This window comes from Candidatus Woesearchaeota archaeon, assembly GCA_016180285.1.
Lineage (GTDB): Archaea > Nanobdellota > Nanobdellia > Woesearchaeales > JACPBO01 > JACPBO01.
On sequence record JACPBO010000003.1, the window covers coordinates 1 to 13,949 of the forward strand.

A 13,949-nucleotide genomic window follows, 5' to 3' on the forward strand; every position below is an offset into this window, starting at 1 on the left:
CAGTTTCCAAGCACTAGAGGGAGCTAATTGTTTCTTTAATTTATTTTTTTACCATTTCAATAGAAATGGAGTCAACTCACAAGAGTTGACTTAACCCTAACTTATTTAATGCGCCGCTTAACCTACTTGAGCAACATTTGTTTTTTCAAGCTGATTCTTTGCCAATTCAACTCCTTTTTCAAGAGCTTCTTCTAGGCTTTTTGGAAGCCTTGCATTTGCTTTGCTGAATTCTTTCACCAGAATAATCTGAGGCTCATCTGGTGTGAAAGTTGAAATGAAATTTGAAATCTTTGCCTCATCAAGACAAAGATACTGAATAATAACTCCCTCCTTCGTTGACAAATAAAACTCTTTAATGTTCGTTCTTCCTGCATAAATTCCCTTATTTGCACTAAGCCCTCTCATATCAAGACTTTTGACTTCTAACTCCCCCATATTAATGTCACACCCCACCACTAATTCTCTCGCATAAACATTCTTGGCCCTTAACCCATACATCTTGAGCCCACCACTAATCCTGGCGCCGTTTATATTAACACTCTTTTTAACATATAATTTGAACATCTCTACTTCACAGACATTTGAAGATGAAAGCTCAAAAGCTCCATTGACTTTGGCTTTGCTCAAGTAAAGACCTTTGGCATTTAAGCCAGCCATCATAACAATTCCACCAACTTTTACTTCATTCATATAAATATCGCCATTAACCTTTGAACCTTCAGCTAAAACATCACCAAGAATCTTATGACCGCAAATAAAAACTCTATCGCATTCTTCAGGAAATGCAAGATTTGTTATATTATCGCAGAATATTTTCATTTAACTCTCTTCCTTACAATCCATGCACATCAGGACGCCGTCAAGATTAGTGACTTTATCAGCGTATTTGCCGCATATCTGGCAGATGCCTTCTGACGGCTTTCGCTTGCTTAATGGCTTTCTTTCCTCCTCCCTTAATTCAAATTTTTCAACCAGCAGATCAAACAGCTGCGGCTCTATCTTGAGTATGTCTTTCAATGTCAGCAACCCTATGAATTTCTTGCCGTCAATAACAGGCAAATGCCTTATATTCAAGTCCCTCATTTTAATTAATGCATCAAAAATATCTGCCTCGGGGCTTATTGATGTCATGTCTGTTTCCATATATGCTCCGACTTTTGATTTAGATGCGTCTATGCCTTTCGCAACAGCTTTTCTTACAATATCCTGCTCTGTTATTATGCCCTGCAGCTCTTCATTTTTTTTGATTAGCAAAGCGCCAACATGCTTTTCATCCATTATTTTAGCGCAATCCTGCAGGCTTGCTCCGGAACTGATTGTAATCGGGTTTTCCGTCATTGCATCGCAGACTTTAAAGCCGGTTTTCATTTAGTTCACCTTCAATAGTTCACCATAACTTCGACATCCTTTCCGAAAAAGGACTTAAGGCTTTCAAATAATGGCTCTTTTATAAAAACGCGCTGAGGAATTTTCTCATTCACAAGGGCTTTTTCCATTTCTTCGATTGAAGACTCTTTTGCTGCGCCTAAGCTGCCATCTTTGTTTATAGCTGCTTTTGTAATTTCTTTTTGTTCGGCATCTATGTCGTGAATAACATACGCCTCTTTTTCAAGCAGCAGAACTTCTCCGAACTTTGTCCCATGCTTCACCCTAACCCTTGCTTTTTCTATTTCCAGGCCGCGCTTTCTCTGGATGTATTCGATCAGGAATTTTATGAAGGAAGCAGAATCTTTCTTTACCTTTTCCACTTCCACTTTTGACAGCTTCTTTTCATCATAATCTTTCTTTGCTTTTATTATTTCATTCAGTATTCTTAAAAATTTTGCAGGAATCTTCCCTTCAGCTATAAGCTTGTCCTCAAACATGCTGACAATTTCAACATCCGCAACTTTTTCAACACCCTCTAATTTTAAAATGTCCCTTATCATTGTTACGGTTGTATCATAAATGCGAACCATATCCTCTTCTTCCTTTATCTTTTCTATCTGGCCGAACAGCTTTTTTATTCTTTTAAGATAGTCTTCTGCATTTGTCAGCAGCTCGTCAAGCTCTTTTCCTGTGAGTGATTTTTTTGTGCCATGCTCAAGCTCTTTTCTTACCTGAATGTTCTTTTCTAAAAGTTTAATATACTTCTCTTCAAGCATTTTTTCCTTGTCAACAAAGATTTCCTTCATCAATGCAGGAGTTTCCTTCGGAGTTGGAGGCGGAACGCCAAAAAGCATCAGCGCGGCCTGGCTCGGAGTGAGTATTGCATAATAAATGTCTTCCATTCCCAGATCCTGCAGCCTGAAATGCACCCTTTTCAGCATTTCTTCGCCTGATGACATGAACATATCAATTGCCTCTGCGCTTGGCTTTATCTTGCCCATTTTCAATAATTGCTTCCACGGCATAAAGATGCCCCTGTCATAGAATGGAACGCCGTCTCTAAGCAGAGTAAATATTATTGGATTTGCCTCTTTCAAGCTGTCCCAAAAGTCTGTCAGAATATAAACCTGGATGTTCAGCTTGTTTTTAACTCCAGTTATATCGCCTGCCTCGATTCCCATGCCAATTATTATAGCCCTTAATTTGTCTTTAAGCTCAGCCCTTGTCATGCGCTTTACATCAGTGTCATCAATTACAACCCAGACATCAATATCAGATGTTTTTGTTGCCCTTCCCTGCACTAATGAGCCTGCCAGAACATATGAAACAATGTAGCGCTCGAATTTTTTCAGCACCATTGATTTATGGATTTCAGCTATTTTTATTGCCGAAAGCATTCCAAGGTCATAAACAGGGGCAGACATTGCAATCAACTGCAGCAGATCATATTTCGCGTCATAGCAGCTCTGCCATAGCTCTGACAGAATCACTATTTCAGGAGCCAAAGACTTGTCGACATCCTCAGCCATTTTTGTTATTATTGCTGAAAGTTTTGATGCCAATTCCTGCTTCGACATCTTCTGGCTGTCAGAATCATCAACTAAAACGAGAACATTTATTTTTTCACCGCCTTCTTTTTTCTCTTCCTGCTTTTCGCTGGTTTTTTCTTCTGGATCGATTTCTTCTCCAGGCTGCGGCTGAGCAGGCTTTTCCTCGCCTTTCCTCTGCGGAGGCAGCAATGCAATCCCCATTATGTATTTATCAAACTTTTTAAGAATTTCTTTCTGGAATTTGTCAATCTTTTCCTTTATTTCCTTTATCTTTTCCTGGGCTTCTTTCGGCAGGTTTTCAGGGATCTTTAATGCCAGCTCATTGTCTGATTTTTGCTTTTCTTCAGAATTTTTTTTATTTTCCTTATATTCTTTCTTTGCCATTAAAAGTTCCACCCTTAATCACGAAATAATCGGGTAATGTTTATAAATATTGTGGTTTTATTGATTTTGGGATTTTCATAATTTTATCTGCATAAAAAACAAAACATATATATAGAAGTGATGACTTAGGAATGGTATTAATTAAATTTAAAAATAATGATAAAAGGTGATGAAAAATGGCTAAGAAAGCAAAAACTGTTGATGATATCATTGCGAATATCCAGGGTGTTGTTAATAAGCCATTCAAAGAAAGAATCAAGAAATTTGAAGAATTTCACGCTCCAGAAAAACAATATGATCTGCTTTTTGCACAGCATGCCGAATATGTAGTTATGGGCAAGCCATCTGATAGAAAGTCATTTCCTGGTGCATATGAAGAGGCTTATAAGAAATTGGACACGATGCTTGAAGAAGATTCTTCAAAGTTGAAAAAAGAAGGCGATATCAGAGCCATTCTGGAAGTTTATGTTGATAAATTCTTGGAAAGAGCCATGGGTGAGAAGTTTAAAGATACGCTAGAGCAAGCAAAGAAAGAAGGCCTTTCTGAAGAAGATATCAGGGATATGAAAGGAAGCTTATTCAGTCAATATCACCCAACAAGAGAAGGGATTGTGAACCCACTAAGTAAGGAGTTCATTAAACAATTTGTAGGAAAAACAAAATTAGAAGCAATAGAAGCATTAAAAGGTTTAGCCGAGAATAGTAAAAAGCTTTATGCAAGCTACTTGAATGACAGCGCTACTGAGGGGCTGATAAAGCAATACGATGTACTCGATTTAACAAAACACCTAAAGCCTAAATTTAAAGAAGCAGGTTTTAAGCCAAGGGAACACTATCTTAAAAAACGTGCACACGAATTAGAAGCGCATTATGAGGCCTTAATAAAAGGAGCCGGAGAACAACTTCAAAAATACGGCTATGAAAAAATAACAAAGAAAGAAAACGCAAAAGACGGGAATGCTCACTAGCAGCAGCCAGATTATTTTTCTTTTTCCATTTCATTCATTATTCTAATCGAAAAAATCCTCGATACTGTCAAATAAGGCAAAAATACTATTAAAAACAGGATAAGTGCCAATAAATAACCTATTGTAAAAGAATAGCTCAAGATCAAAAAAACTAAAAAACCAATAAAGATTAAAATAAAATAAGCGGAAAAAGCGTATTTTATTCTTTTAATGCTGATTATAAATATTTTTTGGAATAATTCCAGCAATCCGTATTTTTGAATAAGCGAATAAGCAATGATTATAAAATAAAAAACTGCTAAAAAAACAATCAAGGAAATAATGAGGGTTGTATTCTGCGGAACCGCCATTATTGATGTCATGCTGCGGCGTATGGAATCAAAAGACACTATCAAAATCAAAGAGGCAGCCAAGAATAAAATAAAGCTGATTAAAGAAAACTTCATAAAAAAATTAAAAAATCTTGCCTTGATCTTCAGCATTTTATTCGCAATAAGCCAGCTTATTGACTGCAGGATGCACCATGCGGTAAATAAAAATAAAGCAAAAATAAAAGCCGACTGCATAATTGCATTCAAATTCTGATTCACCAGTGCATTTTGGGTAGAGAAATCAGGCTGAATGACAGATCCTGGATTGACCGAGATCTGCTGGGCAATTGCAGAGTACTGGTTCAGTATCGGAAGGAGTATTTTCAGCGAGTCGAATATCTTTTTAACTGCAAATCCAAGCGCAGCAAAAGAAGAGAGCAAAAATAAAAGATCAAGAAAAACCGAGAGAATGAATAAGGGGATATTCTTTCTTATGGCTTGAAATGTTGCTTTAAAGCTTCTTGTTAAGATGGTTGTGAGGGTCATTGTTAACTTCGGTTTATATGTGTTAATTTTAGTTTACATAATTTTTTGTTAAAAATTTTGTGATATTTCATGGTTTAAGAAGTTTGTTGGCAGCAGGTTTGGCCAGAATCGCATTTACCATTATCGGCTAAGTCAGTTAATTGCGTAAATGAAGCAGGACATACTCCGCTACTTTCAGTTGAAAGGCAAACTCCTTTTTTAGCAGGATTGCTCTTATCACTGCATTCTTTTTCCCAGACATAAGCTGTGATTGTATTTTGAGAAGTGTAGGGATTATTTAAGGATCCACCAATAACATGGCCTTGCAACGTATATTTTCCTGCCAGTACAGGCACCCAGAGAAGGGTTTTAGCGCTCCATTCTTTTTTTGATATTGATGAGCTTTGTTCTAATTGTAACGAGTCGGATATTGGACCTTTTACTGACATATAAGCTGAAGCAGAATCTTCTGTTGTTGTTATCTTGGCATTTTTTGCGTCATTTTTCTTTACTAAAATTGTTCCTGTCTTGTCATCTACTGTGAATGAGTTTATTATTGTTGGCCCTGTTGTTGAAGCAGTCCCTTGAGCAGAAGGATTGCATATCACTTTGAAATTCAATGATTTTTCTTGAATTGCTCCATTATATGTTGTTTTTTGCTCGGAAGGAACATATTGCCCCGTTGTATCGTCTTTTTTATAATCATATAATGCAAATACAGCATTCCATGTCTGCTCTTTGTTGTCGCACGTGAAAGTGCTTGTGGTAGTCTGGCTTGTTTGAATATGAGAATAAAATACAGTTGATGCGTCATTAGTTGGTTCCGAGTTTATATTTATCACATTATTGCCGCAAGTTACTTTATTTGAGCTTTTTTCGTAAGTGCATTTATTTGTAGTTTTTGATGATGGTGTGAAAATTGCAGTAGGGGTTGAAAGGTATGTGCCGATTTTGTATTCGAATTTTTCATTATCATTTTTTCCTGTATGGTAAATCAATTCGAAAGTATCATCACAGGTCATAGACTTAACAGATATTGAATTTGAATATGTGACTCCTGTAGGCACACCAACATTCTCGCATGTTTTCGTTGTTGAAGTCGGCGTGCTTGTTCTTTCAAACATCTCTTTCGTTATCATAACATCAGGCAATGTAAATTGATGCTCTTTGCTTTCATAAAGCAGCTGCGGGGGTTGGTTTGATGCTGCAGTGCCGCTGCTCATTTCTGAAATCACAACACCATTCTGGTTTGTTACAGTCCATCTCAGTTGTTTTGTATAAGAACAGTATTTTAAGCCATCACTGCAATATTCGCTTTTGCGCTCTGAAGCATCTCTAGGCAATTGCTGCGCTATATTGACTGATATTCTAAGATTTTCATCTTTTTTGAAAGGCTCTGCCCTTGCAGAAGGAGCTGGGTTAAAATACGCCTCTCCTGTGTTTTGGCCGATGCTTAATCTGCACAGATAGCTTCCTGTTCCTATGTCAAAGCTGCAGAATACTGGCGGCTTTCCGCCTTCCTGCGTTATACTGCATTCCTGCTTGTCTGTTCTCTTTGCCCCTGTGTTGTCAGTCCATGCCCATTCAAGGACAGCAGTATCATACCTTACTTTTGATTCTGTTAATGGAACATAGGTATCGCTGTCGAGTATCTGGCCTGCTTTAAGCACTCCTGTGCCGCCTTCTGCAGCAACACCCATAGTCTGCTCTGCGCTTACGCAGTCGCACTTTCCTCCTTCGAAATCATTTGTATCGCAAGTATAGCCGCTTGAGCATTTCAGATAAACCCTGTATGTTAAAGGGGAGCCTGCAACCAATCCGATTCCAAGATGATAGCTCCATGTTGTTAATCCAGATGGGTTGCTTACAGGATTATAGGAAACAAATCTTCTTGTGCATGGATACAATATCGGCTGGCTCTGTATATTAACAGATATGTTTTCATTCAGCAAAGTATTCACATCAAGATTCCAGTCTCCTGTAAATGCAAATAAGCAAATGGCATGCACCAATTTTCTTTCAGCAAACATTGTGCGCCATATTGTTGAGCCGCCGTATCTGCCAGAGACTGACTTCTGGACAGCTGTTCCTGCAGATGTCAATGCTCCTAAAAATCCGCCAATGCCGCCTTCAATCCTTTTTCCAAATCCGTTGCTGTACTTCTTTGTAAAGCATTTTATAACATCATAGATAAGATCGCACACATACTGCGTCAATACAGCCTGGCACACTCCTGGATTTCCGTCTCCTGTCAATAAGATTGTGTTGAAGCATGTCCTTATGGCATCCATCATGGATCTGTAAAGCGACAGATAGCTCGTGATCCCCGGCAGGCAAACGCATTGAATTGACCTTAACAAGCCAGAGGTCGGATCAACAATGTATTTCTTGTCTGTTGTGCCAATGGCCGATAAAATCTTGTCAAAAACTTCTTGTGCATCTTTGTTAATATCGCCGTTTCCAGCTACACCAGGAATTTGCCTGGTTTCTGCAGCAACAAATACATAATCTTTTTTGAATTTTGTTAATTGGGCATTGTAGGAAGATTGTAGATTGTTTTTGTCTATTACATCAACATCTTTGATTTCATTGACAGGCCTTAAGGGCTTAAATTCTACATCCTGCGTGACCTTGCTCGGCTGTCCTACTTGAACTGCTCCTTGTTGTGCAGTAACGTACTTTGTGTTATAATAACCTCTTTCAACAACAACATCTGTTGTCTTTCCACTGCTATCTGTTTTTTCCGTTATTCTGTAGAATATCTCTTTTCCAAGTGCTTCTGTGTCTTTTGTATCTTGTGGCCCTAATTCTTTATAAGTCCTAAGTCCCTTTACAAATTCTTCTTTTGGTTTTCCTTGCGGATCGCAGAATCCTGCTACAGAATTAAAGATCTTTCTCGGAGTTGTGCAGACCTTTGTATCTTCCGGATGAACTAAGCAATATGATTCTTCTATTTCATTAAACCCGAACTTAGGATAAGCTCCGCATGCAGAATCCCATTCGCGCATGTATTCAAAGCCGCAGCATTTTGGATCATAAGGATGAAGCCCTTTGCAAGCTTGTTGATTCTGTTGATCAATATAATTATCATATATTGTTTTTACTGTGTCTTTGCCAACAGCACTTTTAACAAGCCCGCAGTCGGAATTTGATTTAACAAGGTTGGCTGCGCTGCTTATGGTTTCTTTTGTACCTAAATCTGTAGCACCAAATATATCTTTGCCCTCTTTAACTTTTCCCTCAACATAATTCTGCAACGTAGGCGCAGCAGGGCAGAAGATCCTGTCGCAGATCAAATGCATTGTCTGCTCCCAGCCCATTCTTCTTTGTATTGCATCGCTGCAGGATTTACAAGCCTGATTCTTATCTTGCTCTTTGGCGGGATCAAATGCCTGATCGCACTGCCCTTGTTCTGCAACTTTTTTCATCTCATTAGCGCCAATAATGCCGCCAAGTATTGTTCCTAAGCCTCCTGAATACTCGCAGTTCCACTTTTCATTGAACCAGTTAAAAAAGGAATATGCCCAGGATCCCATGCAGCCGTAAAACACCCATGTCTTGACCTGATTTAATGGCTTCAGTATCATATCTATCAATTCTATTGTTGTATTCAGCAGTTCAACAGATGAAGTTAAAAATGCCTTTGGAATCTTGTCTGAAGGCGCTCTTCTGTCAATATTGACAATCACGTCCCAGCACTGCTTTTGGGTTAATGTCTGCGTCTGAGTTAAAGCTCCCTGCGTTCCCCCAACTCCCGGTGAGATGCTGTAGCCAGGCAAATTAGGATCGTAAAACCTTATTGTGAGCAGCAAAGGGATCTTAATGCAGCCAAGACCAGGAACAGGGCATTCGTCTTTTCTATGGTCGCTTAAATTATTTTCTTTCTGAAGCGATGTGTTGGCTTTTATTATCGAATCAAGCCTTTTTATTTTGAGAATAACGTAGCCTGTTCTTTTGTCGCTGCTCCATATCGCCTGCGAACTCTGCAGCCAGTCTTCATCATATTTTTCCTTCTGCTCTGCGCTTAACGGCATTATTTCCACAGTCGGGTTGGCTATTATATTTCCATTCTGATAGCCGCCCTGCCACCCTATCTGCGAAGTTATCCCAATCTGCGACATTCCAATAAGCATCAGTTTTGGAGTAAGCATATCAGGGGTTGCTTCGCTTATGTTTACCTGCCACCATGCCCCAAATCCGCACTGCGTGTATTTTATATCACCCATTACTGGTGAGCTTTCCCTTCCAACAGAATCCTTTGCAGTTAATTTTATCTTGTTTATATAAGCAGGCGAGTATTCTCCGCTTAATCCTGTTGATGGCGTTCCGGCTATGCCTGTTGTTTCATACTCATTTAATGTGCCTTCTTTTGTCAGGCTGATATCAACGCTGAAAGTTCCGTCTGATTCTGTCGCTTTTTCATATGAAGGGGATGATCCATCATCATAGTTAAGGTAAACATAAACAGTTGCATTTTTGTTCACCTTTCCTCTTATCGTAACATCGGGGATGTAAGACGGGCTTAATGATCCAAGGTTATTTTCAACTATTACAGGGGGGTTAGGATCAAACAAAGTTGCATTCTCATAAGTTGTCGTATGCCCGATATTGTCAATTGCCTCAATCTTTATCCTGTTGCGGCCATTCTGCAAAGCAAGGCCAGTTGAAAAATTGCCGAGCACATTGTTCAGCATGGTTTGCGGCGTTATGATATCCAACTCAACCACAGTAGGAAGCTGAGTTATTGTGCTGCCGCCAGCCAAAGTTGTAATATAAATCATTGCTGACTTCTGGCCTTCATTCCCCGAAGCATCAACTGCGCTGGCTTGGTATGTGTATGTTTTGTTTGTGCTGACAAGAATATCTAAGAAATAATTTGAGAACGTTGTTGCTATTCTCCCAACATCTGACCTGTAAACAGCATATTTGCTCAAGTCAGTTACATTAACAGTATTCCATGCGATCTTTATAGAACTGGCAGTTACAATGCTTTGTGAAAGATTTTCCACAGCAGGCGGCGGGGTTGTGTCAAAGCTTTCTGGGCTGACATAGAATTTTATTGTTGAATTCTTGTCAACTGTGCCGTTAACCTTTAATGTCTGTACCGGAGAAACCTGAGGAATTGGCGCTATGTCCAGGAAAGGGTAAGTTAAATCAACAGTTATGTTATAGCTTGCATCATTCTCATTTCCTGCAGCATCTTTTGCATGCAGCCTTATTTTGTTCGGCGAAACAGCAGGATCAAGCACAACAGCAGGGAACAAGAATGTTCCATTGTAATCAGTTGTCAGGGCTCTTTTCAGCGCATCATTCTGATAGAGCTGCACAGTTGTATATGCTTCTGTACTTCCGCCTATGTCAATCTGCGAAGATCCATGCAGTGCAGGGATTGTAGCATTGATGAAAGGCGGAGTTGTGTCAGCAGACTGTGCGACAAAGCTGAGCAGAGATGAGTTCGCGCAGTTATTATAGGCATCGCATGAATTTGCAACATAGAAGTATTGCGTATTATTTGTCAAATCTGTCAATTGCACATTATGCTGAGTAAGCATTCCGCCTGCGCTTACTTCAGAGCCAAGGCCAGTTGTTCCGCCATAATATATCTTTGAAGTCGAAGCTTCGCTTGTTGTCCAGCTTATTGTCGCAGTTTTCTCTGTTGTTGAAACTAAAATAGCCGATATAACAGGCGCAACGATATCACCTACATTGGTATAGAAATAATAATTGTCCCCGCCTTTTGTTGCGCTGTCGCTTCCAGCTGCTGATGTTATGCTGTAGTAATATTTTGAATCAGGCAGCAAAGCAGGCAATGTTACAGCATGCTCTGTTACAAGAGCAGCATCTGAAACTGAGAATTCCCTGTAGGAATAATTGCCATATTTAACCATAGAGTCTGCAGCAGCATCTGTATCCCATAAAATATCAGCTGAGCTTGAAGTGAGGTTTTTCACCCTGATGTTTGATATTGTCAATGCATTTGCAGAATAGGCTGGAAGGAACATCATTAAGGCTATTAAAAACAGCGCAATGATTTCTTTTTTGTTTGCTTTCATTTCAATACAGGCACCAGCTGCGTTTGATATTCTGGCTTCTCCAAGTCGCCTATTAAATTTATCTGATCGTCATTAGTTACAGGCATTGGAACCTTTTCAATTACATTGAACTTGATTTTTGTCTTGCCTTCCAAGTCAAGCTCGCTGACTGTCCATGTTCCCTTATAGCCGCCGATCATCTTCTCGCCTTTTGTTAAAATAAGGAATAAATTATAAGATGCACCTTCATCAAGAAGATCGATCTTTTTGTCAGACTCGGGCATTGCGCCGGCAAAGGGATATGTCCTATATAAATTATAGCTTCCATCCTCTAGCGACAGATATATTGTAACTGACTCATCATCTGCAAGCTGCAATTCTGATGCAGGCGCTGTTGTTTTTCGCTTTATGATTTCAAAGTCAAGCGATTTAAGCGCTTTAAGCTCTATTGCGAATGGGCTTTGTTCGAACTGCTTTATTGCTTTCAAATAGCCTGCTTTTTCTGCTTCTATGTTGCCAAATTTGCAGAATGAAGGAAGGGTTGTTATAAGCTGATAGCTCCCATATGCTTGCTTTGTCTGCCCCAGATTGCATCTGTATCTTCCGCATGTGAAGGATATATTGGCATCTTTTAATTCCATATTTGAAAGCCCTTCTCTTTTTCCGGTTGCTTTTATTTCAACCAGATCTGTTCCGCGCTGGCTGCAATATGCTGCGTCTTCTATTGGAGGATTGAATTCTGCAGGCGCAATTTCAGTTGTTCTTCTTGCTTCATTGCTTTTTACTATGACTGGAATTGCAAAATGGAATGAGAATCCATTGCCATTGAACGCAGCATCATCTGATATTATTGCTTCAACTGGATAAGAGACATCATAAGTGAAATGATAAATATTAACGCACATGAAGCTGAGGAATTTCTGCGATGTTTTCCCTGTGTTTGACTTAAGCAAGCCGTCTTTGGAAGGCCTGACATCCAAGTCAATGCCCCATATTGGCTGGTATCTGAAGCCAACTTTCAACTCGCTTGGCTGGGTTTTTGCATCCCAGAAATAATGGAAATAATCATATGCATCTTCAGGCAAGGGGGCAGAAGGCGCTTTAACGCTGCTTAATTCTGATGAAGCATCTGGAAATTCTGTAACGCTGAAAAGCCCTTTTTCTTCTGGCAGATATTTTATATTTGCTGCTTTTTTCTGAAGCTCGTCGTAATAAGCGTCATATTCCTCATACACTGACTCTGGCGCTGAAAAAGGAACATAATCTGTATTTTTTATTCTTATAAGCGGAGCAGTATAGTAGAGCATCCTTTGCAGCTCTGTTCTCACATCCAGAATATTCCATATAAGCTGGTCGCATCTGAAGTCCATCCCTGTCAACGGCGTTTTCGGGTTCATTGCAATCAAGCCAATAGTCATGTTTTCCAGTAAGCCGTTCTTGTTTTCTGCATCAAGGATTTTTTTTGCCAGCTCATAAATCTTTTTCAGCTTAACGTTAGAGTGCGCAGAAAAATCCTTTAATTTGGTCTCTTCTCCTGTTCTTGCATTTTTGATCTTGAGCCTGTAATCAACATTGATCACAACGTCATTTTCGGCGATCTTTGTCTGCGCAGTTGGCTGCTTTACTGTTTCAATATCAAAATCCTGCCTGAATAAATCCAAATCCTGTATGCAGCCATTAATATTCTCCTCAACATAGTCGCTTATCTGCTGCTCCATCTGCTTTTCTGGAGGAATATGCGAAGCAGCATCATAATACCAATACGGCACTTTGTAGGGGCCGAAGAAGACTATGTTCTTCGCAGGGTTGTTTTTTATTGAATTTGGCAATGCAACATAGCCGCCCTGCTGGCCCAGTCTTGCAATTGCATCCTGGCTGACAACATTGATGCAGGAATCTATGTAATTGCGGATTGGCGAAATGTAAGGCGGAATTACTTTGCTTGGAAAGAACATTGTTTTCTGGGCAAATATGGAGATAAGAGTGGCGGCAAATACCACAATTACTAGTGCAACTATCATGAAAACTGTTATCTGCGCTCTTTTCATCTATCCTCTTTTTTTAAGCACCATCAAGCACCATTGCTGTATAGCTTCTGAACCAGGCAAGGCAGTACAAAATCACTATTGCCGCGATTATTGATGCTGCCGGAATGCCCAGCAAGGCTATGGAGTTTGAAGCGTAAGCCACTATCCCCAATATAAGCGGGGCTATGAAAATATAAAGCTCTTCCACACCTAACTGCAATGCTGTTTTTATTGATTTAAATACTTTTCCTCTTTTTGCGAGCAATATGTACAGGATATTTGTGAAGTAGATTGCTAATAGGAATGCCAGCAGAAATAGGCCGATCATTATGCTTTCCCTGAACAATTTAAAAATTGCAAAAAACAAGAGCAAAAGCGCAGGAATCCATATAATATTTGCCAAAAAGAAGCTTATAAGGTATTTTAAATCTGGCTTTTTGCCTAATAAAACAGTGTAAACAATGCTCTGGAAAATTACAACCATGAAAAATGCAAACAAAGCGAATAAAAAAGCATACAAATACAGCGACTGGAAGAATGACTGCATCGCATTTGTTGTTGCTTCTAATTGGGTCAATGATGTTGTTGCGAGATCATCTATATTGTTTTTTTTGACTTCCAATGCCGCCTTGTCTATTCCGTACATAAGAAGATAGGCTGCATTGGCCAGCAGGAACAGGAGAATAAAGTCGAGAACCATTATAAGCATAAAGCGCGGCTTCGGAATAAAAGAGCGGAGTAATTTCCTTAACCAGCTTTCTGTCTTTTTTGTTGTTTTTGGCAT

10 protein-coding genes are annotated in these 13,949 nt (G+C 39.4%); 3 read left to right on the forward strand and 7 right to left on the reverse strand.

The window, feature by feature from the left end; translation table 11 throughout:
• Window positions 1–117 precede the first annotated feature (117 nt).
• From HYU07_00565 to HYU07_00575, 3 genes are read right to left on the reverse strand one after another with little or no spacing between them, the layout of a single operon-like run.
• Complete coding sequence (locus HYU07_00565) at window positions 118–819, reverse strand: hypothetical protein (GenBank protein MBI2128708.1); 702 nt, start codon at window positions 817–819, stop codon at window positions 118–120.
• Complete coding sequence (locus HYU07_00570) at window positions 820–1,368, reverse strand: CBS domain-containing protein (GenBank protein ID MBI2128709.1); 549 nt, start codon at window positions 1,366–1,368, stop codon at window positions 820–822.
• A gap of 11 nt (window positions 1,369–1,379) precedes the next feature.
• Complete coding sequence (locus HYU07_00575) at window positions 1,380–3,302, reverse strand: nucleotidyltransferase domain-containing protein (GenBank protein MBI2128710.1); 1,923 nt, start codon at window positions 3,300–3,302, stop codon at window positions 1,380–1,382.
• Between the two features lie 176 nt (window positions 3,303–3,478).
• Here HYU07_00575 and HYU07_00580 point away from each other — a divergent pair, with 176 nt between their 5' ends.
• Entirely contained in the window at window positions 3,479–4,270 is a 792-nt protein-coding gene (locus HYU07_00580; protein MBI2128711.1) for a hypothetical protein, read from the forward strand.
• A gap of 11 nt (window positions 4,271–4,281) precedes the next feature.
• On the opposite strand, the gene HYU07_00585 is transcribed toward HYU07_00580, so the two are convergent.
• Window positions 4,282–4,632 carry a hypothetical protein gene (locus HYU07_00585; protein MBI2128712.1) on the reverse strand — a complete coding sequence of 117 codons (351 nt, stop codon included), beginning with the start codon at window positions 4,630–4,632 and terminating at the stop codon, window positions 4,282–4,284.
• Window positions 4,633–4,642: 10 nt separating this feature from the next.
• Here HYU07_00585 and HYU07_00590 point away from each other — a divergent pair, with 10 nt between their 5' ends.
• Together HYU07_00590 and HYU07_00595 are read left to right on the forward strand one after the other, a co-directional pair.
• Window positions 4,643–4,855 carry a hypothetical protein gene (locus tag HYU07_00590; protein ID MBI2128713.1) on the forward strand — a complete coding sequence of 71 codons (213 nt, stop codon included), beginning with the start codon at window positions 4,643–4,645 and terminating at the stop codon, window positions 4,853–4,855.
• Window positions 4,856–4,891: 36 nt separating this feature from the next.
• Complete coding sequence (locus tag HYU07_00595; protein MBI2128714.1) at window positions 4,892–5,083, forward strand: hypothetical protein; 192 nt, start codon at window positions 4,892–4,894, stop codon at window positions 5,081–5,083.
• 118 nt (window positions 5,084–5,201) lie between these two features.
• Here the strand turns inward: HYU07_00595 and HYU07_00600 are convergent, their stop codons facing one another.
• Genes HYU07_00600 through HYU07_00610 form a run of 3 tightly spaced genes read right to left on the reverse strand, consistent with a single transcriptional unit; the run spans window position 5,202 to window position 13,949 of the window.
• Entirely contained in the window at window positions 5,202–11,159 is a 5,958-nt protein-coding gene (locus HYU07_00600) for a fibronectin type III domain-containing protein (protein MBI2128715.1), read from the reverse strand.
• Window positions 11,156–13,186, reverse strand: a complete 2,031-nt coding sequence (locus HYU07_00605; protein ID MBI2128716.1) for a hypothetical protein — start codon at window positions 13,184–13,186, stop codon at window positions 11,156–11,158. Before HYU07_00605 ends, HYU07_00600 begins: the two co-directional genes overlap by 4 nt.
• A gap of 13 nt (window positions 13,187–13,199) precedes the next feature.
• Complete coding sequence (locus tag HYU07_00610) at window positions 13,200–13,949, reverse strand: hypothetical protein (protein ID MBI2128717.1); 750 nt, start codon at window positions 13,947–13,949, stop codon at window positions 13,200–13,202.